Below are 24,392 nucleotides of genomic sequence, written 5' to 3'. Positions count from 1 at the left end.
GACTGATGCGCGTACGCGCGGGCTCTGTCGCTGTTCTGCTGGCCTTTTCATTAGCCGCCTGTTCGTCCAACTCCGCCGATTCCACCTCGGAAGCGGCCTCCTCGTGCGCCCCGGCCGGTGCGCCGGTCACCCTGACCTACACCACCTGGATCCCCGGCATCGAGAAGGTCGTCGACGTCTGGAACAAGGCCAACCCCGACATCCAGGTCAAGGTGCAGACCGGCCCGAACGGCAACGGCGGCACCTACGCCAACTTCTTCAACCAGCTCAAGGCCGGCAACGCGCCCGACCTCGGCCACATCGAGTACGACGCGCTGCCCAGCTTCCGCGTCCAGGACGGCCTGACCGACCTGGCCGGCTGCGACATCGTCACCCAGTCGCAGAGCAAGTTCATCGACTGGACCTGGAACCAGGTCACCTTCGGCGAGCAGGGCCACGTCTACGGCATCCCGCAGGACGCGGGCCCGATGGGGCTGTTCTACCGCAAGGACCTGTTCGAGAAGAACAACATCCCGGTCCCGACGACCTGGGAGGAGTACGCGGCGGCGGCCGAGAAGGTGAAGGCCGCGGGCGGCTACATCACCAACTTCTCGCAGAGCGACATCAACCAGTTCGCGGGCCTGGTCTGGCAGGCGGGCGGCCACTGGTTCGGCAACGACGGCACCAACTGGACGGTCACGATGACCGACGAGCCGACGAAGAAGGTCGCCGGCTACTGGCAGGGCCTGATCGACAAGAAGCTCGTCTCCTCGGTGCCGCCGTGGACGCCCGAGTGGGACAACGCGTACAACTCGAGCAGCGCCTGGACCTGGGTCTCGGCCGTGTGGGGGGCCAACTCGATCCTGGCCGGCGCGCCCAAGACCTCGGGCAAGTGGGCGGTGGCGCCGATGCCGCAGTGGAACGCCGGTGAGAAGGTCGCCGGCAACTGGGGCGGCTCGTCGACCGCGGTCTTCAAGAACTCGAAGCACCCGTACGAGGCGGCCAAGTTCGCGCTGTGGCTGAACACGTCGACCGAGGCGCTGACCCTGCTGAACAAGGAGGCGCAGCTCTACCCGGCCACGAAGGAGGGCGCGTCGCTGCCGGCCCTGAAGGAGGGCGTCGAGTTCTACGGCGGCCAGAAGATCTACGACGTCTTCGCCGAGGCCTCGACCCAGGTCAAGCCCGACTTCACGTGGGGACCGACGATGACCAAGACCTACGCCGACGCGTCCGACGGCTTCAAGAAGGCCGTCACCGGCCAGGAGACCCTGACCAAGGCTCTCGAGGACGCCCAGGCCAGCACGATCGCCACCCTGAAGTCCCAGTCCATCCCGGTCAAGGAATAGCCAGCCGATGCCCCTATGCCACAGCAGCTGTAGCATAGGGGCAGGGTTCCAACACCATCGAGAACATCACCATCAGCAGCACGGACGCTCGCGCACTGGTCGAACATGCCCCGATGTCGGCGGAAGCCGGGGAACAGACACAGCAAGCCGTCATCGGCTATCGCGACGCCATGACGTATGTGCGGGCGGCCATGGCTCACCTCAACCTGGTGGGCATTCACTCCTGGCGCGACGGCAACGGCCGGACCGCGCGGGCGCTGCACATGCTGGTGCTGGCACTTGTCGGCGAACTGGCGCCCGAGTTTTCGTCCATCGAGGAATGGCTGGGCGAGCAGGAAAACACCGTCCGGTACTACGCGGCGCTCCGGGCCGTACAGGATGGCAGCTTTCAGCCGGGACGGGATGCCCACTCATGGGTGCGATTCGTCTTCACGGCACATCATCGGCAGGCGCAGCGGGTGAAGCGGCGGTACGACTGGACCGTCCGGCTGTGGAACGACCTGGCGAGCCTGGCTCAGGAGAACGGGCTGCCCGAGCGTGTCGTGTCGGCGCTTTATGCGGCCGCGGTCGGCGAGGTGCGGCGTACCACCTATCAGCAGGACGAGAATTTGAGCCGTGACCAGGCGATCAGGGACATCCAGGCGTTGACCCGCGCGGGTCTGCTCGCCCCGCGCGGCAATGCGACGACCCGGGTCTACGTGCTCGACGGAGCGGCCTCCGACATCGAGGAGGCGGCTGCGGCGGCCGTTCGAGGGCCGGGGCGGGATCCCTACCGGCACCCAAACCACTCCTGACCCGTGTTCGTCCTGACACCACCGCCGGCCTGGCCTGATTCGGCGGAGATGAGCGTCGCAGCGGGGATGGCGCGAATGTGGGGCGTTACCGGAGGCGCTGATCCGTACCGTCCGATGTATGGACGAGATCAGGATGGGGCGGCGGGGGTTCCTCGGTCTGACGGCGGCGGCCGCGGGGGTGGCGCTGCTCGGGGAGCCGGTTGCCGCGGCGACGACCGCTGTCGACTACGCGGGGTTGAAGCGGGCGCTCAAAGGCCAGCTGCTCCGGCCCGGTGACGCCGGCTATGTGGTGGCGGCGCGGCCGTACAACAGCGCGCTCGGTGTCCGGCGGCCGGCCGCGATCGCCAAAGTGGCCGGCGTCGACGACGTGCGGACCTGCGTGCGGCGGGTGCGCGGGCACGGTGTGCCGCTCGCCGCGCGCGGTGGCGGGCACAGCTATGCCGGCTACTCGACTCCGAACGGCGGGGTCGTGGTCGACCTGTCGGCGCTCAAGGGCATCACCGTCCGCAGTGACGGGACCGCTGTCGTCGGGGCCGGGGTGCGGCTCATCGACCTCTACTCGGCGCTGGCCGCGCACGGCCGTGCCCTGCCGGCCGGGTCCTGCGCGACGGTCGGCGTGGCCGGCAGCACCCTCGGCGGCGGCATCGGTGTGGTCGCCCGGACGTACGGCCTCACCAGTGACCACCTCCGGTCGGCCACCGTCGTCACCGCCGACGGCGCGGTCCACACGGTCGAGGGCAACCACGACGCCGACCTGCTCTGGGCGCTGCGCGGCGGCGGGGGCGGCAACGGCGGCATCGTCACCAGCTTCACCTTCGGCACCGTGCCGGCTCCCACCGTCACGATCTTCTCGCTGCATTTCCCGGCCGCGCGCACCGCTCGCGTGCTACAAGCCTGGTCGCAGTGGATGAACACGGCGCCGGACCAGCTCACCTCGCTGTGCGCGGTCACCGCGGCCGGCACGCCGACCAACCGGGTGACCGGCGCCTGGACCGGTTCCCCGGCGGCGCTGAACGCGCGCCTCTCGGCCCTGATCGCCGCCGTCGGTGCTAGCCCGGCCTCGCGAAGCGTGCACACCTACGGCTTCCTGAACGCGATGAAGTACTTCGCCGGATGCCTCAACCAGACCATCACCGCCTGCCGGGCCGGCGGGCCGGAGCCCTTCCGCGCCGCGTCGCGCATCCTCGACCGCACGGTCACCGCCTCGATCGCCGACCGGGTCGTCGCCCTGATGCGCAAGCAGCGAGGAATGGTCCTGCTCTTCGACTCGCTGGGCGGGCAGGTCGGGCGGATCCGGCCCGCCGACACCGCGTTCGCCCATCGGGGCGCGCACGCCTCGGTGCAGGTCTACAGCGGCAACGCGGCCAACGGCCCGGCGGTGCTGTCGGTGCAGCAGGCGCTCGCCCCCATCGTCGGCAGCGGCGCCTACGTCAACTATCTGAATCCGGGCCAGAAGGACTGGGCGACCGCCTACTACGGCGCGAACCTGCCCCGCCTGCGCCAGGTGATCCGCAAGTACGACCCGGACCGGGTCTTCGACTTCGCCCAATCGGTCCTGCGGGCCTGAGAATCAGCAGTAGCGGGTCGGGCAGAGCCAGCCGGGGACGTTGAAGTCGTCATCGTCGTCGCCGTTGTTGTGGTCGGGTACTGACCCGCTGCCTCCGGGGGAGTCGTCCAGGGGCTTGTCCCGGAGGGTGACGACGATCATGCGACCCGGGCGGACCTTCTGGCCGGCGGCCGGGATGGTGCCGACGACCAGGCCGAACGAGCTGTACGCCTCCTTCAGGCCGGCCCGCGCGGCCTTCTCTCCGTCGGGCTCCCAGCCCTTCAGGCTCTCGCGGGGGTCGCGGGCGTCCTTCGGTGCCTTGCCCTTCGGGTAGCGATATTCGACCAGCTCCCAGATGCCGTCGAGGGGCTCGCCCTGGCCGATCAGGTCGGAGCCCTCGGTGCCGGGCTTGATCTTCGGCATGGTCGGGTGCTTGGCGAACCAGGCCGCCTCCTCGTTCTTGAGGACGTACAGCCGCACCTGCTGGCCGGACCTGAGCGGTTGGCCCTGGGCCGGCTCGGTCTCGACCACTGTCCAGTTGCGCTGGACCATGACGCTGCGGCCGCGCGGCGACCGGTCCTCGTAGTCGTACCCGATGCCGTCGGGCAGTTTGTCGCGTACGCCGGTCAGCAGGACCCCGGTCAGGCCGGGCATCAGGACCGGCGGCGGCGGCGCCGGTGACGAACTGGCCGGCGGCGTGGTGGGGACGGTCGTGGCGGGCGTCGTCGGGGCGATCGTCGCGGCCGCCGCCGCGGGAGCCGGCACCGGCTCGGGCGGGACCACGTTCACGACGATCAGCAGGACGCCGATGACGCCGAGGACCGCGAGCACATTGAAGGGCCGGGACCTGGGCTCGGCGTCGTTGGGGCGGACGGTGGAGCCGAGCAATGCCAGCGCGACGAGCTCGCAGACCGCGGCCGAGGCGAGGAAGGCCAGCACGTCCATGCCGCCCGAGCCGCCGTAGAGCCGGTCGTCGCCGAGGAGCAGGAACGGTCCCGACGCCCACACGGCGGACAGGCCGAGCAGGAGCCGGGAGCCGTGGCCCTTCGCCGGTGGAAGCTCACCGAGCTTGACCTTGCGCGCGCGCAGCACGGCGAGACCGATGGTGGGGAAGACGAGCAGGCTGGCCAGGATCGGCAGGGGACCGGTCCAGGAGCCGTGATAGGCGTGCGAGATCGGCAGCATCACGAACAGAAGCCCGAGCAGCAGCATGATCGGATGCTTACCGACCCGCACATCCTTCGACGAGATCCCCATGGCGGCCGAGTTTATGATCTTGAGGCCGCCCGTGATCAGGCGGGGAGCGCCACCGGGACCGGGGTGGGACGGTCGGTGGTGGTGCCGTCGGCCAGCTGACCGCCGACGTTGAAGCCCCAGCACCACAGGCTGTCGTCGGCGCGGATCGCGCAGGAGTGATAGGCGACGGCGAAGCCGCGGGTGGCGGTGGTGCCGGTGGCCGTGGGGGCGTACCGGTTGGTGGTCGTGCCGTCGCCGATCTGCCCGGCCATGTTGTTGCCCCAGCACCACAGGGTGGCGTCGGACCGGGTGGCGCAGGCGGTGTCGAAGCTGGCCTCGACGGCGGTCCAGGAGGAGGCGGCGCCGACCTGGAAGGGCGCGCGCTGGAAGGTGACGTTCGCGCCGAGCTGGCCGTAGCCGTTCTCGCCCCAGCACCAGAGGGTGCCGTCGGTGCGGACGGCGCAGCTGAAGGCGTAACCGGTCGTCACCTGCGACCACGTGGTGGCCGTGCCGACCTGGGCCGGTGTCGTGGTGTAGGCGGTGGCGCCGAGACCGAGTTGCCCGGCGCTGCCGTCGCCCCAGCACCACAGCGTGCGGTCGGTGCGGGTGGCGCAGGTGTGCGCGTATCCGGTGGCGACGCTCGCCCAGGTGCTCGCCGTGCCGACCCGCACCGGGGTGGTCGCGGTGTAATCGTCGGTGCCGGTGCCCAGCTGGCCGAGGCGGTTGAAGCCCCAGCACCAGAGGCTGCCGTCGGTGCGGACGGCGCAGGTGTGCGCGTCGCCGGCGCTGACCGTGGCCCAGGTGGTGGCGGTTCCGACCTGCACCGGCGACGTGCGGTTGGTGGTTGTGCCGTCGCCGAGCTGGCCGCGGCGGTTGCTGCCCCAGCACCAGAGGCTGCCGTCGGTGCGCACAGCGCAGGTGTGGCTGGTGCCGGCGTCGACGGTCTTCCACGTGGTGGCCGTGCCGGCCCGGACCGGGGCGGTGCGGGCGGTGGTCGTGCCGTCGCCGAGCTGGCCGCTGCCGTTGCCGCCCCAGCACCACAGCGAGCCGTCGGAGGAGGTCGCGCAGGTGTGCAGATATCCCGCGGCGACGTCGGTGACCGGCGCGGCCGAGGCCGTGCCGGTCACGACTCCGAGGAACGACGCCACCAGCGCCAGGAGGATCACAACGCGTCGCAGAATCATGTCTGAAGACGCTACGGGAGCGCTCCCATACATTCAAGATTGTGATTGTGTTACAGAAACTCGCTCCGGTAGGTCGGGGCCAGTTCGGCCGCGCGCCGGCGGCGCTCGGCAAGCTCATCGGGCGACAGATCCGGCGGCGGAGCGTCCGGGCCGGTGCGCCGGAGACGTTGCGGAAGTTGTGGGGCGCGTTGGCTGGGATGTTGACGGTGGAGCCGGCCCGGACGGTGTGCTTCTCGCCGCGGAAGGTGAACTCGATCTCGCCCTCGAGGATCGTGAACATCTCCTCGAAGTCGTGCCGGGGCGGGGGGTGGACACAGGACGTGCCGAGCCGGTCAGGAACGCGGCGTCATGAGATCGACCGTCTCGGCGGCGACGGCGCTGACGACGTCGGGCCGGTCGTGGAGCAAGCCGACGAGCGGCGCCAGGCTTCCGTCCGCGACGAACGCCTCCGCGGCGGTCCGCCTCGAACTCGCTGAGGTGCCGGGTGATCTGGTGAGGCGGCGTACCACGTCAAGCAGGGCCGCCGGCACCAGATCCTGCTGAGGTGGCGTGGTGACGTCCCTCTCGGGCCCAGGCGGGACCGTCGCCGTCGCTGTCGCCTCGATGCAGTCGGCCGCCCAGGCACGCCAGGCCGTGCCGGGGATGGTCGCGGCGAGATCGCGGGCGGTGCTCAGATCGCCCGCCCTGGCCGCGGTCTGGACGACCAGCAGAAGTGCCTCGGAGCGCGCGTCGGGAGAGGCGATGGCGTGGGCCGCCGCGGCCGCCTGGCTCCAGTGACCGGCCCTGGTCAGGGCCCGGACGATCTCGAGGTACGCGTCGGTCCTCGGCCCGTCGGCGGCGATGACGGCCGCGACCGCTTCGGCGCTCCGCACCTTGCCCGCGACGGCCAGGGAGCGGGCTAGAGCGACTTGGAGCTCGGCCTGGCGGTCGGGATTCCCGGCCATCGCTATCGCCCTCTCGGCCATCGCGAAGTCTCCCGCCTCGGAGGCGGCCCGAACGAGATCTGGAAGGGCCCAGTCCCGGCGGTCGGCCCCGGGTATCGCTGCGGTCAACCGCTCTGCGACGGCGAGCAGGAGTTCGGCGTACGCCGTCGTGCCCTCGGCCGTGGCCGTTCGCGCCAGGCGGGCGATCAGCTCGCCGTGCCGTCCGGGGTCATCGGAGTCCCCGGCCGCGACGACGGCGAGCGGGCCCAGCAGTCGGAGCAGCCGGACGTCCCGCTCGGCGGCGGCGTGGGCCATCCAGGCGAACAGGGGGTCGGGATCCTCGCTCATCCGCGTCAGCGCGTCGAGTACATCCGTGACCGCCGACGGGTCGCCCGCGGCCGCGGTGAGACCGGCCAGCTGTCGCAGCACGCCGGCCTGCCAACCTGGATCCGGCCGGGAACGGGCCGTCAGCTCAGCCTCCGTCGCGGCGTCGCGGGCGGTTGCGTCGTCCGCGCCGAGCGCCATGCGAGCGACGATGACGAGCGCCTCCACGCGGGAGGCGGGCGAGCGGTCGCGTGCCACGGCGAGCGCCTCGCGGAACGACCCGGTCCGGGCGCCGATCGTCAGGATGTCGTCGACGGCCGAGGCTCGCATCTCGTCGGCTCCGATCTGGAGCAGCGTGGTCAACGCCTGGCCGGGTGCGCCTTCCTCGGCGAAGACGCGCGCGAGGGCCGCCCGGGTGGGGTCGTCCCAGAACGACCAGTGCCCTCGAAGCACGCGTTCCACCTGATCGGCGCAGCCCGCGCGGCACGCGGCACGCATGAGGTCCTCGGCCTTCGCCGGTGATCGGTCGAGCAGGCCGGCCGCTGCGTCGACGATGCCCGTCGCGTTCACCGGTTCCTCGGCGTACGCCGTCAGACGCAAGCCGGCGCAAAGGAGGGGGAGCCCGACCCCGGGCCCGAGGGCGCGGCCGGTGGCAGCCACGTGGTCCAGGCCACCGTGGGCCGCGGCGAGCCGGGCCACTCGATCGAAGAAGGAGTCCGAGGCGCCGCCGGCCGGTATCGTGCGCACCGCTTCCTCCAGAGACGCCCTGGACTCGGCCTCGTCCCCGGCGTCCCAGCTTTCCTCAGCTCGGCGGAGTCGCCGTTCCGCCGGGCGAACGTCGGCGTGAAGCGACGTGGTCAAGAGCTCCTCGTAGGCCGCCGAGAACAGGTCCGTCAACCGGTCGGTCAGGTCCTCGTCTGCCACCGGACCGGCCACCACCAGGGCGGAGGCCTTTGATCCGTCCCGCGCCGTGTCGAACCGGCGAAGTTCGTCGAGAATCTCCAGCGCGCGCTTGCGGCCAGGGCTCGGCGGCCATCCGGCCACGATCGGCTGGACGACGTCAGCGAGGGTCCTTGCTTCCGCCCGGTCGCAATCGCCGGCGACGGTGAGCAGCAGCGTGGTTGTCGTCTCGGCATCGCCGAGTCGTCCGAACAGGAAGTCCAGGTGGACGCGGTCACCGTTGCGGACCAGCCGGGCGGCCACGCCGGCGAGGTGGCGTGCGCGCTCGGCGGCGGGTGCGGTGGCCGACAGGTCGAGCTCCAGGCCGAGCAGCGACCTGAGGAACCCGGATCCGCGACCGGCGGCCGCGACGATCACCGCACGTCGCGCGGACATGTCCAGAACCGCGAGCATTCGCCGGACGAATGCTTCGTCCTTGTCGTCCAGCGCCTGGAACGCGAGCCGGCTCAGCGCTCGCGATCTCCGCTGGGGGTCGGTGATCGACTCGGCCAGGGCGGTCGCCCGGTCCGGAAGACCGAGCTGATACCACAGCAGCGGAATCTCCGGGTCCAGATTCAGGTTCCGGTGCACGAGGAAGTCCTGGTGGACCGCGAGCCGGCCAAGCGCCACAAGGTCCGGCTCGGCCTCGGCGAGCAGGATGTGCTGGGCCGCCCGGAGGTCGGTCAGCGCCGCCGTGTCGGCGTGCAAGCGGGACAGCATACGGTCGTGCCGGGCGCGGTCGGTGCTCAGGGCGACCAGCCGGGGACCGTCGCGTTGCTCCCGCAGCAGGCCGGCGTAGCCGCGAAGCAGGTATCCCGGCGTCTCCAGGGGCCAGCCGTGGTCGCGGTAACCGGCGGCCCACGCGTGGATGCGGGTGCGGTAACGATCCAGCGCCGTCTCGCCGAGCCGCTCCGCCGCCAGCGACTGCAGAACCTCGTGGGCGAAGAGGTAGACGTCCTCGCGGCGTTCCACCGTACGGCCGAACAAGCCGTTCACCACGTCGTCGACGGCATAGCGAGGCAGCGTGGTCAGCTCTATCAGGTCGTCCAAGGTGAGGCCGCCTCCGGCCGCGGCGAGCAGGCCGGCCAGGTCACGCCGAAGGTCGCCGTGCGCGAGATGCTGGCCCAGCTCCCGCAGCGCGCGGCGAGCGATGTCCTCGGCGAAGGGCGAGGGAGGAAGTTCGATCACCGGGCAGCGGTGCAGCGGGTGATGACCGGGAACGTCGCCGGGAACCGGCGGATGCGGCCGGCCGGCCACGACGATTTTGAGGCCGGGGCCCGGGCGTGCCGGCAGCAGTGAAGCGATGCTGGGCACCTCGGAGCCGGGCGCCGTGCCGGAGTCCTCGTCGAGGCCATCGACCACCAGCACGAGCAGCCGGCCGGAGGCGGCGCAATGATCGGCGGCCTCCTCCAGCCACCGGCGCCGGAGTGCCTCGCGGGTGGTGGGACTCGGCGTGGACGGCAGCTCCCGGCCCAGGAGAGCGGCCAATTGGTCGAGCAGAGCGTCGGTGAAAGCGGCGCTGTCCGCCTGCCCGGCGAGCCGGCCAGTGACGAAGAACGACACGACGTCGACGCCATCCGGCGGATCGGCGGCGAAGCTCGCCATCAGAGCGGTCTTGCCGGCCCAGGGCGGCGCCTGCCATCGCGCGTAGCTGTCCGGCCCTGTGCAGAACCGGGCCAGCGCCGCCAGCTCGCGTTCCCGGCCGACCAGCGTCTCGGGCGCGATCTGGAGTACCTGCGTCTTATAGGCGGAGGCAGACGCGACCGTGACGGCAGGCAGGACGCCGGAAGGATCCAGGCCCATTGCAGCCAGCAACTCGGGCGGGCCGTCGGCGGCGAGCCGATCCACCCAGCCGGCGATCGGCGTGGCCGTCAGCCGGTTCAAGCCCTCGCGCCGGTGATGCCGCGACACGACCGCGACGAGCCGGTCATGCGCGAAAACCGGGCCGCCGGACATCCCCTCCCACGGCGTCCGGGCGTCCGGGTCGTCAGCCGGCGGCGCCACGGTGATCTGGAGCGTGCCCTCCCGCCGGTTCGCGAGCAGCGCCACCCGGCCGGGTTCGGCCGCGGAGTCGCGAAACCTCCCACCGCGTAGCTTCCAGCGGGGGAAACCGGCGATGCGCACTTCGACGTCAGGTCCGGCACCGGCCAGCCGGGCGAGGGGTGCCGGGTCGACGCGGTCGTCGGCGGTGAATGTGAGCAGTGCCAGGTCGAAGTGGGGATCAACGCCGAGCGGCTCGGCGATGACCGCGCGGGCCGATGGCAACCCGGCCTCGAAGCGAACTTCGAGCCGGGATGCACCCTCGATCACGTGGCCAGCCGTGAGCACAGTGGACGACGTTAGGCGATAGCCAGACCCGCGGTGGGTCCCGTCGGTCTTTTCGACGATGACCTCGACCAGTCGTTCCGGCCTCACCGCGACTACTCCTCACCCTCCACGGCCTGACCGGACACCCAGGGTTGCTCGTCCGGCGTGTCGATGAGCCGCGGACTCAGCACCACCTTGACGTGGTGGCGATTGGTGGTGGCCTTCTCCCGGGCGGCATCCGCGTCGACAACCACGAGTTTCACCTTGCCGCCGCCCTTGGTGCTCTTGTGCACCGTCACCTCGAGCTGAAGTTCCACAGACTCGAGCCGGAACCGCAGATCCTTGTCCTCGCCCTCCCACATCGCCCGAGCCAGGTCGCCCCGCACCTTGCTGATGACGTCGTACAGCTCCACCTCATCCGACATCCTGGCATCATCCCAACTGGACGCTCGCCCCGCGACGCTCGCGACGGTGACACAGGCGAGAAACCGGAAATCGAAAAAGGTGACGTAGGTTGTCACCCTTGGCGTCCATCGTTGAGACATGGACCTGAAAAACAAGATCGCGCTTGTGGCTGGAGCCACCCGCGGGGCCGGGCGGGCCATGGCCGTCGAGCTGGGCCGAGCTGGGGCCACCGTCTACGTCACCGGCCGCACCACCCGCGACCGCGTCAGTGAGGTCGGCCGCGGCACGGAGACCATCGAGGAGACCGGCGAACTGGTCACCGCGGCCGGCGGCACCGGTGTCGCCGTACCCACCGATCATCTCGACGAGGCCCAGGTGCGTGCCCTCGTCGCGCGGATCGAGCGTGAGCATGGGCGGCTCGACATCCTGGTCAACGACCTCTGGGGCGGCGAGCACCTGCTCATCGGCTCGGTCTTCGGCAAGAAGAGCTGGGAGACGCCGCTCGCCGACGGCCTGCGCATCCTGGAGCTGGGCGTGCGCTCACACCTGATCACCGCCGCGCTCGCCCTGCCGCTGCTCATCCGCTCGGACGCGCCGTTGCACATCGAGGTCACCGACGGCACGGCTTCCTTCAACCGCCGCTACCGCGAGAATCTCTACTACGACCTGGCCAAGACCGCGCCGATCCGCATCGCCTTCGGGCTGGGGGAGGAGCTCAAAGAATTTGGGGGTACGGCTGTAGCCGTGACCCCGGGCTTCCTGCGCTCGGAGCAGATGCTGGGCCACTTCGGCGTGACCGAGGAGAACTGGCGCGACGCGGTCGCGCAGGAGCCGCACTTCGCGATCGCCGAGTCGCCGCACTATCTGGCCCGTGGCGTCGCCGCCCTCGCGGCCGACCCCGATCGGGCGTCGCGCTGGAACGGCAAGTCGGTCTCCAGCGCGGATCTGGCCAAGGCTTATGACGTACGGGATGTGGACGGCACCCAGCCCGACTCGATCGCCTACTTCGAGGAGGTCGTCTACGGCGGCAAGGACCGATCGCCCGACGACTACCGCTGATAGAGCCCGGACAGGGCCTGCGCATGCTCGCGGAAAAGGGCGCGCAGGCCCTCCGGGGCCAGCACCTCGACGGTCGCGCTCAGGCCCACGAGCTGGCCGAAGGCGACCTCCTCGGACTCCACCGGAAGCTCGACCGTGACCTGCCCCGACTCGTCCGGCCCGGTCACCGAGGCGACGCCGGCCGGATCGGCGACGGCCCGCAGGCGCCGCAGGCCGGGTTCCGTGGTGCGCAGGGTGACCGTGGTGCGCAGCATGGCGCGGGCGAACTCGGCGGCGCCGGCCTCCCAATGCGCGGCCAGATCGAACGACGGGTCGCGGTCGAAGGGCTCGCCGGCCTCGGTGGCGGTCACCCGGTCGGCCCGATAGGTGCGCCAGGCGCCGTCCGGCACACGGCAGACGACGTACCAGACGCCGGCTTTCAGGACCAGGCCGTACGGCTCCACGAGCCGCGTCACCGTGCCGTCGTGGCCCGGGCGCGCGTAGGTCAGCTCGACCGTGTGGCCGGACCACACCGCCCGGGCCAGCTCGGGCAGCACCGCCGGGGCCGACGGCTCGCGGAACCACGCGGGCGCGTCGAGGTGGAAGCGGCGCGCCGACGACTCGGCGGCGGCCCGCACCGACGGGATGAGCGTGGCCGAGAGCTTCAGGCGCGCCGCGTCGGCCGCGTCGGCCAGCCCCAGATCGCGCAGCGCGCTCGGCAGCCCCGACAGGAAGAGCGTCTCCGCCTCGGTCGGATGCAGCGTGGTGAGCCGGGTCCGATAGCCGGGCGCGAGGTGATAACCACCCCCGCGCCCGAGCTCGGACCGGATCGGCACCCCCGCCTCCTGCAGCGCCTGCGCGTCGCGGATCACCGTCCGCTCCGAGACCTCCAGCTCGCGGGCGAGGGCGGCCGCGGTCAGCCCCGGACTCGACTGGACGAGCAGGGCCATGCGGATGAGGCGGGCGGCGCGCATGGCTCCATGATGAGCCCCGGCGATCAGCGGCCGATCGCGGCGATCGCCCCGCGGATCACGTCGGCGACCTCCTCGGGGTGCGAGATCATGACGACGTGCGAGGAGTCGATCTCCACCGGCCGGATGCCGCCGCGCCGGTAGCCGAGGCGCTCGACGTCCGGGTTGATGGTGTTGTCGCTGGTCGAGATCACGCCCCAGGCGGGCTTGGTCCGCCAGGCGGCGACCGCGGCCGGCTCGGTGAACGCGGCCGCGGCCAGCGGCCGCTGCGACACCGCGAGGACGCGGGCCAGCTCCGGGTCGACATCGTGCGCGAAGATCTTCGGGAACTTGCCGGGATCGACGCTGACGTCGGTGCCGGGCTCGGTCGACCCCTCGATCGGATACGGCGTGTAGACCAGCGCCGAGGCGAGCTCGGAGTCGGGGAAGCGACCCTGCAGCTCGGCCAGGCTCTCGCCCTCCTCGAGGGCGTAGCCGGCCAGGTAGACCAGCGCCACGACGTTCTCCTCGGCGCCGGCGACGGTGATGACCGCGCCGCCGTACGAGTGACCGACCAGCACCACCGGCCCTTCGATCGAGCGCAGCACCGAGCTGATGTAGGCGGCGTCGCCCGACAGCGACCGGTTCGGCACCGCCGGGACGAGCACCTTCAGACCGGCGTCGAGCAGCACGGGCACGAGTTTGGCGAAGCTCGACCCGTCGGCGAAAGCGCCGTGGACGAGCACAACAGTGGGATTCATCGGCTCCGGACCTCCTCGAGGAAGTCCTGCATGGAGTGGCGGCGTGGCCGGTGTTCCATCTCGGTTCCTCTCTTCTGTGGCTGAGAAACCGAGCACACCAGGAACCACTGCACGATCACTGACTGCCGGATGCAGTGCCCTGATCAGCCAGAATGACGTCTATGTCGGCCATCTGCCGGGCGAACTCGGCATGGCCGACGACGTCGGCGAAGACGGTCTCGCGTCCCTGGACCAGGGAGCGGATCCGCTCCGCGGCCGCGCGGGCCCGGGCACCGTCACCGAGGCGGTGCCGGGCCACAGCCAGCGACATCGCCGACAACCAGACGGTGATCTCATCGGCCGGATCGGTCTGTTCCACGGCCCACTGCGCCATCCGCGCCGCTTCCTCGTCGTTCCCGAGCTTCAGCGCGATCCACGCCCTGGCCGCGCCCATGTAGCAGCGGAAGTCGCTCAGACCGGCCTCGCCCGCCAGCTCGAAGGCCTCGGCCGCGGCGACGGCGGCCGGCGCCGGCCGGTCGTTCTCGTCCAGCAGGCGCGCGAAGTTCTCCAGCGCGTACACCAGCACGCTCGGCTCGCCGGCCCGGCGAGCGACGGCGATGGCCTGTTCCGCGTACGCCAACTGTCCGGGCCCGGCGGTGCCGGGATCCACGGCGAGGTTGCGCAGAATCTGCGCCTGGCCGATCAGGTCGCCGCGGTTCTCCGCGATGGCCAGCGCCCGCAGCAGGTAGTCGCGGGCCAGATCGGGCGAGTTCGGCCTCAGCTGCACCGCCGCCTCCCGCAGGATGAGCGTCTCCAGCTCCGGATCGCCGAGCAGGGCCACCGCCTCCACCACGGGCGTCGCCTGCCGGCTGATCCCGGCCGACGAGCCGGGCTGGGACGACCGCATCGGCCGGACGTGCAGCATGATGAGGGCCGCGCTGCGGGCCCAGCCCCGGCGCAGGGCGAGATCGGTGACGGCCGGGATCGTGGCGCGTTCGGCCCGGTACCAGCTCTGCGCCGCGCTCACGTCCCGCGGACGGCCCGGGAAGACGCCGGGCGGCGGCGGCCCGGGATCGGGCGGGGGCAGCATCTTGAAGGTCAGGTAGGCGTGGCGCGCCGAGTGCACGTAGTGCTCGACCAGCCGCCGTTCCGCGTCGAGCCGGCCGTCGCGGTCGTCGTCCAGCAGGTCTGCGGCGTAGGCCTTCAGCAGGTCGTGCGCCGTGTACCGGCCCGCGCCGAGCGGGGTCAGCATGGTGGTGACGGTCAGCTCGGTCAGCGTGGCCCGCACCTCGGCGCCGGGGATGGCGGCCGCGGCCCCGGCCGAGACCTCGGTGTTCGGGTGGACGGCGAGCAGCCGGAACAGCCGGGCCGCGGGCTCGGACAACACGCAGTAGGACCAGGAGAAGGCCGACCGTACGCTGTCGTGCTCCTCCCCGGTGTCGAGCGCGTCGAGCCGGTGATCGGCCGATAGGTCGGCCACCACGTCGGTCAGCGCGTCGTCCGGGCTGACCGCGATGCGGGCGGCCGCGATGGACAGCGCCAGCGGCAGACCGGCGCAGAGCTCGATGAGCCGGTCGGTCGCCGCCGGCTCCGCCGCCAGCCTCGGCGCGCCCAGCCGGCGGACGAGGACGTTCCGGGCCGCCACGCGGGTGAGCCGCCCGACGTGCACCGGCCACGCTCCCTCGTGCGCGACCAGACTGGGCATGCGGTTGCGGCTGGTGATCACGACCAGGCCGCCCGGCGCGGCGGGCAGCAGCGGGCGGACCTGGGCCGAGTCGCGGGCGTTGTCGAGCAGCACGATCATGCGGCGGCCGGCCAGGGCGGAGCGGAACTGGGCGCCGAGCGCGCCCGGGTCGTCGCCCGCCGGCGTGACGCCCATGCTGATCAGCATGGTGGTCAGGGCCTCGGCCGGGCGCAGCTGCCGGCCGAGGGGTGCGAAGCCGCCCAGGTCGAGGTAGAGCTGGCCGACCGGGTAGTCGCCGGCGATCCGGTGCGCCCAGTCGACGGCCAGGGCGGTCTTGCCGGCGCCGCCCATGCCGCTGAGCACGATCAGGCCGGATCGGCGCCCGCCCTCGAGGGCCGCCGTCAGGTCGTCGCGCGGGCTGAACGCGGTGACCCGCAGCGGCAGCTGGGAGGGCCGCGACGGCTCGGCCAGCGCTTCCCGGTGCGCCGCCCGCAGCTCGTCGCCCGGGTCGGCGCCCAGTTCGTCGGCGAGGCGCTGCCGCACCGTCTCGTAGTGGGTGAGCGCCTCGGCCCGCCGCCCGGCCGCGGTCAGCAACCGGATCAGCCGCGCCTGCAGGGGCTCGTGGAACGGCGCGGATGCCGCGGCCGAGCTCACCAGGGGAAGAAGCCGGGGGTCGGCGGCCCGGACGGCCACCTCGATGCGGGCGGTCGCGATGGCGGTGAACGCCGGCAGCTCCAGCACGCTCGGCGGCAGCCCGGCGAACGGCTGCCCCTGGGCCAGGGTCAGCGCCTGTTCGACCTCGTCCTGTGCGGCCAGCTCGAAGAACGCCATCAGATCCGACATCCGGGCGTCCTGCCGCAGCCGGTACCCCTCGCCGACGGGGAGCAGCCACTGCCCCGGCTCCCGGTTCGGCAGATCCGGCTCGAACAGCCGCCGGACCTGCCCGATCAGGCGCTGGACCTGGTTCTCGGCGCTGGCCGGCGGCCGGTCGCCCCACAGCGTGTCGATCAGCTCGGCCACGCCGACCGTGGCACCCCGGGCCGCGAGCAGGACGGCGAGCACCGTCTGGACCCGGATCGCCCCGATCTCGACCTCGGCGCCCGCGCGCCACAGGCGCAGACCTCCGAAGACGCGCAGCTTGATCATGTGCACAGCCTCGCGGCTCACCCGCCACCCGGCAAGCCGAAAGGGCCGGGACGCAGCGTCCCGGCCCTTTCAGTGGGGGGTTACTTGGTCGTGTAGCGGATGACGTCCGTGCGCAGGACGTCGCCGGAGACCTTCACGGCCTTGAAGGTGTGCTTGGTGTTCTTCAGACCGGTGACGGCGAAGACCGACTTCTGGGTGGCGCGGGCGGCACTCGCGGTGTCGACCCGCTTGGTGAGCTTGCCGTCGATGTAGATGTCGACCAGGCCCTGGTCGGGGCCGACGGCGGTGATCCACTCGACGCCGGTGCCGCTGAAGGCGTACGAGACGGAATCGCCGTTGACCTTGGTGGCGTGGACGTCGTCGAGGTAATCGCCGCGGAAGGCGAAGTCGAGCTGGGTCTTGCCGGTCGCGAGGGTGGCCAGGTAGGCCTTGCCCAGGGTCACGGTCGAGCCCGACACGGTGTAGTCGGTGCCCTTGGTGAGACCACTGATGCCGATGAACTCGCTGCCGTCGCGCAGCAGCTTGACCGTGACGTCGGCCGGGGCCTTCTTGTCGAAGGACGCGGTCGGCGGGTCGAGCAGGCTCGGCTGCAGGACGTCGATCCGGTCGACCAGCATGAACTGGCCCGACTTCTTGACCGCCATCAGCGTGTGGCTGCCGTTGGGCAGGTCGTTGACCGTGAAGACGGTCTGCTGCGACAGGCGCGGCTGGCCCTGCTCGCGGCCGGTGTTGACAGTCTTGACGAAGGTGCCGTCGAGGTAGATGTCGACCTCACCCTGCGAGGAGTCCATCTCCGTCACGTACGAGACGCCGGTGCCGGTGAACGTGTACTGGAACGAGTCGCCGTTGCGCTCGGTGTAGTGCACGTTGTCGTTGTAGTCGCCGAGGCCGCGGTTGGTGCTCTGCGACCAGGTGCCGGCGTAGGCGATGCCGGTGTCGGTGTTGTCGTGGATGATCGTGCGGACCGGGCCCGAGGTCGACGGCGGGGTGGTGGCGCCGGTGTCGGTGACGGTCAGCTCGAGCGGCTGCGAGGTGGCCGCGACCTCCTGGCCGCCGTTGCGCGCCCAGTCGCCGGTGTAGCCGACGCGGAGGGCGTCGTTGTTGACGGCGACCTTGGCGCCGGCCTGCGGGGTCACCTTCAGCAGGCGTACGCCGTGGATCGGCACCGCCGGGGCGGTGTATCCGGTGGCGAAGCGGCCCAGGTCCTTGCGGGCCCACAGGTCACGGACGGTGGCGGCGCCGGTCAGGCCGAGGTCGGACCAGGTGGCCGTGATGTCCTTGTCGGCGCGGCCGAGGTTGAACAGCGCGACCGTGTAGCTGCCATCGGCGTTCAGGGCGTACCAGACCGGCTGCTGCGAGGTGGCGGAGACGGGACGGGCGGGGGTGCCGGCCTGGTCGACCGCGATCACCTCGGGGTTGGTGAGCAGGCTCAGGCCGTACGGGTCGAGCTTGGTCAGGTCGTTGCCCAGATAGAGCGGAGCGGCCGAGATCGCCCAGAGGGTCATCGCGGTCCGGCGCTCGTCCTGGGTCAGGCCGTCCATGGTGCCGTTGCCGACGTTGAGCGAGTCGAGGTCGTTCCAGCCGCCGTTGCCGCCGTTGCGCCACCAGGTGGCCAGGTCGGGGAAGAGACGGGCGATGTTCTGCCACTGGGTGAGGGCCTCGTTGGCGCAGTAGCACTCGACGTCCCAGTCGATGCGCCAGCCGTTGGCCTTGGAGCGCCAGTAGTCGGCGTACTTGGGGTCGAGGGCCCAGGACAGCTCGAACCAGATCTTGTTCCGCTTCAGCGCCGACGACCAGGCGGCGACGTCGTCGCGGGCGTCGAGCGAGAGGTCGCTGATGCCGGAGCCGGGGGTGACGCTGTCGAACTTGACGAAGTTGACGCCCCACGAGCCGAAGAGGTCGGCGATCGAGTCGATGTACTTCTGCGAACAGGGGTTCGAGAAGTCGATCCGGTAGCCGATGTTCCAGTAGTCGGCCTGCTGGATGGGCTGCTTGACGATGTCGTGGGTGGTGCAGCCGGGCGCGTCGAGGATCGGCAGGCTCGCGTTGTAGATCTCGGGGGAGATGCCCGGGATCATGTACACGCCGAACTTCTGGCCGTTCTTGTGGACGTGGTCGATGACCTTCTGGAAGCCCTGCGGATAGAGCGTGGAGCTCGGCTTCGGGCGGCCGTTGGCGTCGACACCGTCGTTCCAGCCGGCGTCGACGTTGATGTAGTTGTAGCCGTACTTCTGCAGCTTGGACTTCATGGCGTCGGACTGCTTGATCAGCTGCTCGCCGGTGATCCACTTACCGTTGCCGGAGTAGACCTGCATGCTGTAGCTGCTCCACCCCATGTAGGGCTTGACGGCCCAGGGATCGGGGGTGGAGGCGCCCGGCCCGGCGGCGGCCGAGGGCGCGACCGAGGGCGGGACGCGCTTGGCGGCGGCCTGCGGACTCGGCTTGGGGGCAGCCGGGTCGGCCTGGGCCGCGGACGCGCCGGCGCCCAGCGGTAGGAGCATCGCCAAACCGAGGACGGCGGCGGAACGGAACCTCACGGTGTTACCTCCTGAAGCGGGGGTACGAAGCCCGGCCCGCGCCGAACGTCCACAACGGCCCTCGACCGGTCGGTGGGTCGGTGTCGGGGCCTCGGCGCTGGTGAGAGGGCGGGCACAAGGTGCGACGAGCTTATGACCGCCGACTTAAGGAAATCAATACTTGACGAAGGAAATTATTGAGCTTAGGTTTCGGCCATGTTTCCCGAGATCGGCCATCAGCCGATGACCTCGGCCATGAGGGCCGTTCCGGTGCCGACCGGCCTCTCCGGCTGTCCGCAGGAGGTCTGATGGCGACCATCACCCCGCACAAGATCCCGCAGGCCGGGGCGGCCGAGACGCCCTCCGGGCCGGTCGTCCGCCGGCGCAGCCGGCGGGCCGAGTTCCAGAAGTCGTGGCGGCTGCACTGGCAGCTCTACCTGCTGGCGCTCGTCCCGATCGCGTACTTCGTGATCTTCAAGTACATCCCGATGGCCTTCAACGTCATCGCGTTCAAGGACTACAGCCCCGTGCTGGGTCCCTGGGGCAGCGAGTGGGTCGGGTTCGACAACTTCCAGCGGCTGTTCACCAACCCGGTCTTCGGCACGCTGCTCAAGAACACCTTCATCCTGGCGTTCTACCTGGTGCTGGCGAGCTTCCCGATCCCGATCCTGCTGGCCATCGCGCTCAACGAGATCCGCAACGGCTGGTTCAAGCGGACCGTGCAGATGGTCACCTACGCGCCGTACTTCATCTCCACGGTCGTCGTCGTCTCGATCACGATCCTGCTGCTGGCGCCGAACGGCGTGGTGAACGACGGGATCGGCAACGTCGGGGTCGGCCCGATCGACTTCCTCGGCGATCCGGACTTCTTCCGGCACGTCTACGTGTGGTCCGACGTCTGGCAGACCGCCGGCTATTCGGCCGTCATCTACATGGCCGCGCTGGCCGGCATCGATCCCGCGCTCCACGAGTCGGCCAAGGTCGACGGGGCCAGCCGCCTGCAGCGCATCCGGCACATCGATCTGCCGGGCATCATGCCGACCGCCGTGATCATGCTGATCCTCGGCGTCGGCAACATGATGGCGATCGGGTTCGAGAAGGCCTACCTGCTGCAGAACAGCCTCAATCTCGCCCAATCAGAAATCATTCCGACGTACGTCTACAAGACCGGCCTGATCAACGCCGACTTCAGCATGGCCACGGCCGTCGGTCTCTTCAACTCTGTGGTGAACCTCTGCCTGCTGCTGGTGGTCAACTTCATCGCCAAGCGGGTCACCGGAAACGGACTGTGGCGATGAGCGCGACAACACTCGAAAAGCCGGCGGCGCCCTCGAAGAAGCCGGTCAAGGTCCGCGAGCCGTTCAGCGACCGGATGTTCCTGATCGTCGTCACGCTCATGCTCTGCGTGCTCCTGGCGCTCGTGCTGCTGCCGCTGATCTACATCGTGGCCAGCTCGTTCAGCAGCCCGGCGGCGGTCAACGCGGGCCGCGTGTTCCTGTGGCCGGTCGAGTTCTCGCTCGAGGCCTACCGGTCCGCGCTGAGCAACTCCGAGGTCCTCCAGGGCTACTACAACTCGCTGATCTACGCGGTCGGCGGCACGATCATCAGCGTCACGCTGACCGTGGCCATCGCGTACCCGTTGTCCCGGAAGAACTTCTACGGCCGCAACGTCATCATGACGCTGCTCATCTTCACCATGCTGTTCTCCGGCGGCCTCATCCCGACCTACATGGTCGTGCACGACCTCGGCATACTGGACACCCGCTGGGCCCTGCTGATCCCCAACGCCATCGGCGTGTGGCAGGTGATCATCGCACGCACCTTCTTCGCCAACACCGTCCCGGACGAGCTCTACGAGGCGTCGCAGCTCGACGGGGCGGGCGGCCTGCGGACCCTCTGGTCGGTGGTGCTGCCCCTGTCGAAGCCGCTGCTGGCCGTGCTCGCCCTGATGTACACGATCTATCAGTGGAACACCTACTTCGACGCCCTGGTGTACCTCAAGGACCCCGATCTGTTCCCCCTGCAGATCGTGCTGCGCAACATCCTCATCCTCAACACCCCCGGCCGGGCCGGCTCCGTCGATCTGGCCCAGTCGATGCACCAGATGCAGTTGGCGAACGTTCTGCGGTACGCGCTCATCGTCATCTCGAGCCTGCCGGTACTGATCATCTACCCCTTCGTCGCGCGCTTCTTCACCAAGGGCGTGCTCGTCGGCGCCGTCAAGGGCTGACCCCTCACCCATCGGAAGGAATCATGAAGAGATCATTTATAGCCTTCGGTGTCGCCGCGACCTTGGTGGCGGCCGGCTGCTCCGGGAGCAAGAAGGACGACGCTCCCCAGGCGAAGATGGACGGCGACAAGGTGATCGTCACGGCGATGGCGGCGGCCGACGCCGACACCAAGCTGGACACCAACGCCACCACGAAGATGCTCAGCGACAAGTTCAAGATCAAGTTCCAGTTCACGACCACGACCATGGACGGCGGGCCGGCCAAGGAGAAGCGCCAGATCGCCATCTCCAGCGGCGACTACCCCGACCTGTTCCTGCTCACCCCGTACATCGACGCCTTCACCAAGACCGAGGTGCAGAAGCTCGGCCAGCAGGGCGTCGCGGTGCCGCTGGAAGACCTGATCAAGGAGAACGCGCCGAACGTCCAGAAGGCGCTCGACGCCAACCCGGTCCTCAAGGCGATGTCGACCACGCCGGACGGCCACATCTACGCGCTGCCGCAGTGGTCCGACTGCTACCACTGCACGTACTGGAACAAGCTCTGGATCAACTCGGAGTGGCTGAAGAAGGTCAACCTTCCCATGCCGAAGACCACCGAGGAGCTGCGGACGGTCCTGCGCGCCTTCAAGACCAAGGACCCGAACGGCAACGGCAAGGCCGACGAGATCCCGATGACCACCGACACGCAGGACAGCACGCTCATCGGCTATCTCATGGGCGCCTTCGCGTACGCCCCGTTCGGCGCCAGCAACGGTGTGCCGTCCCTGCTCGAGCTCAACGGCGACACCGTGCAGACGCCGGTCGACAAGCCCGAGTGGCGTGCGGGCCTCGAGTACATCAACTCGCTGTACAAGGAAGGCCTCATCGACCGGGCCTCGTTCACCCAGAACGCCGAGGCCCTGCAGGCCACGGGCAACGACCCCAAGGCCGTACGCATCGGCTCCTCGCCCGTGCTCTACCCCGGCATCTTCGTCCAGCTGGGCCAGAAGGACGGCCGCGACAAGCAGTACGACGCCGCGCCGCCGCTGACCGGGCCCGAGGGCAAGAGCTACACCGCGTTCAACAACCCGACCTCGACCGGCTACACCTTCATGCTGACCAACAAGTCCAGCAAGGAGGCCCGGATCGCGGCCCTCAAGATGCTCGACTACATCTACACCGACGCCGGCCAGATCGAGGTCAACAACGGCCCCAAGGGCACCGGCTGGGTCGAGCCCGCGGCCGACGACATCGCGCTCGACGAGACCGTGAAGCCGACCTGGAAGACCCTGCCGTCGGCCGACGTGCCGAAGAACATCGCCTGGTCGTCGATGGGCCAGTACAACGTCACGACGAAGCTGCGCAACGAGCAGGCCGTGCCGAAGGACATCTACGCGGAGAGCGGCCTCGAGCGGCGCCTGTTCGAGGCGACGAAGCAGTACGAGCCGCACGTCGACAAGGCCAAGGTCTTCCCGGAGGCCCAGATCTGGGTCGACCCGAACGACGTCTCCGAGCTGGCCACCCTCAAGACCAACCTGGACAGCTACGTGAGCCAGGGCGAGCTGGCCTTCATCACCGGCTCGAAGAACATCGCGACCGACTGGGACGCCTTCGTGAAGGGCCTGGACGGGATCGGGATGAAGCGCTACCTGGAGCTGAACCAGAAGGCCTACGACCGGTACAAGTCCACCAACAAGTGAGCTGAGAGCCCGGCACGCCGCTAGTCGGTGGGCCGGGCTTTCTGCGGGTAGGGCGTCTCGTGGCGGGCCAGCATGGCGACGAACTCGGTGATCTTCCGTTGCCTCGTCCCGGCCCGCTTGACGGCGTTGAGCCGGTGGATCAGCGCGAAGCGGTTGGCGCTGGTGAGCACATCGAACATGGCCTGAGCGGCCGGTTCGGCGGCGATCGCGGCCAGCAGGTCATCCGGCACCTCGGCCTCCGAGGGCGGGGCGTAGGCGGCTTCCCATCGCCCGTCCGCCTTCGCCGCCTCGACCGCGGCCAGGCCGGCCGGGTGCATCCGGCCCTCCGCCTCCAGCCGGGCCACGTGGCCGACGTTGCGCTTCGACCACGAGCTGCGCGCCCGCCGCGGCGTGAACCGGATCCACGACATCGCCTCGTCGTGCCGGCGCGCCTGCCCGTCGATCCAGCCGAAACACAGCCCCTCGTCGACCGCCTGCTGCCACGTGAGCGTGGTGACGGCGCCGCCTTTCTTGGTCAGCGCCAGCCAGATGCCGGGCGACGCGTCATGGTGCGCGGCCAGCCAGGCCCGCAACTCCCCGGCGTCAGCGAAGATCTTCTCTTCCAGCACAACGGGCTCCGTCTTAGCCATGCCAGCAGGCTAACGGCACCCCCTGACATTCCCCGCCGCCCGCGGCCCGCATTGTCCGCCGCCCGCGCCGCCCGCGCCGCCCGCGCCGCCCGCGCCGCCCGCGCCGCCCCGCGCCGCCGCGCCGCCCGCGCCGCCCCGCGCCGCCGCGCCGCCCGCGCCGCCCGCGCCGCCCGCGCCGCCCCGCGCCGCCGCGCCGCCCGCGCCGCCCGCGCCGCCCCGCGCCGCCCCGCGCCGCCGCGCCGCCTGTGCTGCCCGCGCCGCCGCGCCGCCCGCGCCGCCCCGCGCCGCCGCGCCGCCTGTGCTGCCCGCGCTGCCCGCGCCGCCCGCGCCGCCGCGCCGCCCGCGCCGCCGCGCCGCCCGCGCCGCCCCGCGCCGCCGCGCCGCCGCGCCGCCCGCGCCGCCCCGCGCCGCCGCGCCGCCTGTGCTGCCCGCGCTGCCCGCGCCGCCGCGCCGCCGGTGCTGCCCGCGCCGCCCGTTCTGTCTGCCCGCTGTCCGCCGCCCGTGCTGCCCGCGCTGCCCGCTGTCCGGAGAGAGCCAGGGCGAATAGGCCGACCGAGCAGGGCGCCTCTGCCCTGGCAGGGCTGACGGCTTGACAAAAAGTCGAGCGGGCTTGTCTTTTTGTCACGCTTGCTTGTCGGCTGAAGGTTTCGGGATGCGGGCTCGCCACCGGGCAGAAACCGAACCGACAAAGACTGTCGAGATCGCCGCCTGACATCGACTCACAAAGATCAGCGGTGGCCGGGTCATAGACCACGCCGACGGGCAGGACGCTGCCCGCGGGTTGAAGTGAGGGGCGC

The 24,392-nt window shown here is 70.6% G+C and carries 17 protein-coding genes and 1 pseudogene; 9 read left to right on the top strand and 9 right to left on the bottom strand.

Translation table 11 applies throughout. The features are described from left to right. Nucleotides 1-5: 5 nt before the first annotated feature. The 5 genes from ACQP2X_RS34565 (at nt 6) to ACQP2X_RS34545 (ending at nt 4,629) form a co-directional block, all read left to right on the top strand. Nucleotides 6-1,325 carry an ABC transporter substrate-binding protein gene (locus ACQP2X_RS34565; RefSeq protein WP_498689092.1) on the top strand — a complete coding sequence of 440 codons (1,320 nt, stop codon included), beginning with the start codon at nt 6-8 and terminating at the stop codon, nt 1,323-1,325. A 113-nt stretch (nt 1,326-1,438) separates the two neighbouring features. Next, nucleotides 1,439-2,119, top strand: a complete 681-nt coding sequence (locus ACQP2X_RS34560; protein WP_498689090.1) for a Fic family protein — start codon at nt 1,439-1,441, stop codon at nt 2,117-2,119. Between the two features lie 118 nt (nt 2,120-2,237). Next, complete coding sequence (locus tag ACQP2X_RS34555; protein WP_498689089.1) at nt 2,238-3,686, top strand: FAD-binding oxidoreductase; 1,449 nt, start codon at nt 2,238-2,240, stop codon at nt 3,684-3,686. Nucleotides 3,687-4,098: 412 nt separating this feature from the next. Continuing rightward, nucleotides 4,099-4,251 (top strand): hypothetical protein, encoded by a 153-nt coding sequence (locus ACQP2X_RS34550; RefSeq protein WP_498689087.1) that lies wholly within the window; start codon nt 4,099-4,101, stop codon nt 4,249-4,251. A gap of 9 nt (nt 4,252-4,260) precedes the next feature. Next, entirely contained in the window at nt 4,261-4,629 is a 369-nt protein-coding gene (locus ACQP2X_RS34545; RefSeq protein ID WP_498689083.1) for a hypothetical protein, read from the top strand. 328 nt (nt 4,630-4,957) lie between these two features. On the opposite strand, the gene ACQP2X_RS34540 is transcribed toward ACQP2X_RS34545, so the two are convergent. The 4 genes and pseudogenes from ACQP2X_RS34540 to ACQP2X_RS34525 all read right to left on the bottom strand — a co-directional run bounded on the left by ACQP2X_RS34540 (nt 4,958) and on the right by ACQP2X_RS34525 (nt 11,003). Beyond that, the gene (locus tag ACQP2X_RS34540; RefSeq protein ID WP_498689081.1) at nt 4,958-6,085 is read right to left on the bottom strand and encodes an RCC1 domain-containing protein; all 1,128 of its coding nucleotides are present in this window, start codon (nt 6,083-6,085) and stop codon (nt 4,958-4,960) included. A 199-nt stretch (nt 6,086-6,284) separates the two neighbouring features. Beyond that, nucleotides 6,285-6,365: pseudogene (locus tag ACQP2X_RS34535) on the bottom strand (cupin domain-containing protein); the annotation flags it as partial. A 52-nt stretch (nt 6,366-6,417) separates the two neighbouring features. After that, nucleotides 6,418-10,599 (bottom strand): trypsin-like peptidase domain-containing protein, encoded by a 4,182-nt coding sequence (locus tag ACQP2X_RS34530; RefSeq protein ID WP_498689079.1) that lies wholly within the window; start codon nt 10,597-10,599, stop codon nt 6,418-6,420. 92 nt (nt 10,600-10,691) lie between these two features. Continuing rightward, on the bottom strand, nt 10,692-11,003 hold the full coding sequence (locus tag ACQP2X_RS34525; protein ID WP_498689078.1) for a trypco2 family protein: 312 nt from the start codon (nt 11,001-11,003) through the stop codon (nt 10,692-10,694). Nucleotides 11,004-11,121: 118 nt separating this feature from the next. Between ACQP2X_RS34525 and ACQP2X_RS34520 the strand changes: the two genes are divergently transcribed. Beyond that, nucleotides 11,122-12,042 (top strand): SDR family oxidoreductase, encoded by a 921-nt coding sequence (locus ACQP2X_RS34520; RefSeq protein ID WP_498689076.1) that lies wholly within the window; start codon nt 11,122-11,124, stop codon nt 12,040-12,042. Here the strand turns inward: ACQP2X_RS34520 and ACQP2X_RS34515 are convergent. The 4 genes from ACQP2X_RS34515 to ACQP2X_RS34500 all read right to left on the bottom strand — a co-directional run bounded on the left by ACQP2X_RS34515 (nt 12,033) and on the right by ACQP2X_RS34500 (nt 19,078). Beyond that, on the bottom strand, nt 12,033-12,995 hold the full coding sequence (locus ACQP2X_RS34515; protein WP_498689074.1) for a helix-turn-helix transcriptional regulator: 963 nt from the start codon (nt 12,993-12,995) through the stop codon (nt 12,033-12,035). The genes ACQP2X_RS34520 and ACQP2X_RS34515 overlap by 10 nt on opposite strands. Nucleotides 12,996-13,018: 23 nt before the next feature. Further along, complete coding sequence (locus ACQP2X_RS34510; RefSeq protein WP_498689073.1) at nt 13,019-13,732, bottom strand: alpha/beta fold hydrolase; 714 nt, start codon at nt 13,730-13,732, stop codon at nt 13,019-13,021. Between the two features lie 115 nt (nt 13,733-13,847). After that, nucleotides 13,848-16,541, bottom strand: coding sequence for an AfsR/SARP family transcriptional regulator (locus ACQP2X_RS34505; RefSeq protein ID WP_498689071.1), 2,694 nt, complete (start codon nt 16,539-16,541; stop codon nt 13,848-13,850). An 80-nt stretch (nt 16,542-16,621) separates the two neighbouring features. Further along, nucleotides 16,622-19,078 carry a X2-like carbohydrate binding domain-containing protein gene (locus ACQP2X_RS34500; RefSeq protein WP_498689070.1) on the bottom strand — a complete coding sequence of 819 codons (2,457 nt, stop codon included), beginning with the start codon at nt 19,076-19,078 and terminating at the stop codon, nt 16,622-16,624. Between the two features lie 287 nt (nt 19,079-19,365). On the opposite strand from ACQP2X_RS34500, the gene ACQP2X_RS34495 reads away from it, so the two are divergent. Genes ACQP2X_RS34495 through ACQP2X_RS34485 form a run of 3 tightly spaced genes read left to right on the top strand, consistent with a single transcriptional unit; the run spans nt 19,366 to nt 22,966 of the window. Further along, the gene (locus ACQP2X_RS34495) at nt 19,366-20,355 is read left to right on the top strand and encodes an ABC transporter permease (protein WP_498689068.1); all 990 of its coding nucleotides are present in this window, start codon (nt 19,366-19,368) and stop codon (nt 20,353-20,355) included. Beyond that, nucleotides 20,352-21,287 carry a carbohydrate ABC transporter permease gene (locus tag ACQP2X_RS34490; RefSeq protein WP_498689066.1) on the top strand — a complete coding sequence of 312 codons (936 nt, stop codon included), beginning with the start codon at nt 20,352-20,354 and terminating at the stop codon, nt 21,285-21,287. The genes ACQP2X_RS34495 and ACQP2X_RS34490 overlap by 4 nt, the downstream gene beginning before the upstream one ends. A 23-nt stretch (nt 21,288-21,310) precedes the next feature. Continuing rightward, on the top strand, nt 21,311-22,966 hold the full coding sequence (locus ACQP2X_RS34485) for a type 2 periplasmic-binding domain-containing protein (protein ID WP_498689064.1): 1,656 nt from the start codon (nt 21,311-21,313) through the stop codon (nt 22,964-22,966). A 20-nt stretch (nt 22,967-22,986) separates the two neighbouring features. On the opposite strand, the gene ACQP2X_RS34480 is transcribed toward ACQP2X_RS34485, so the two are convergent. Then, nucleotides 22,987-23,595 carry a YdeI/OmpD-associated family protein gene (locus ACQP2X_RS34480; protein ID WP_498689062.1) on the bottom strand — a complete coding sequence of 203 codons (609 nt, stop codon included), beginning with the start codon at nt 23,593-23,595 and terminating at the stop codon, nt 22,987-22,989. Between the last annotated feature and the right edge of the window lie 797 nt (nt 23,596-24,392).

This window comes from Actinoplanes sp. CA-131856 (genome assembly GCF_050956135.1).
In the GTDB taxonomy this organism is placed as follows: Bacteria; Actinomycetota; Actinomycetes; order Mycobacteriales; family Micromonosporaceae; genus Actinoplanes.
Note: the sequence above shows the minus strand (reverse complement) of the source record. Positions and strands in the feature narration are given on the sequence as shown.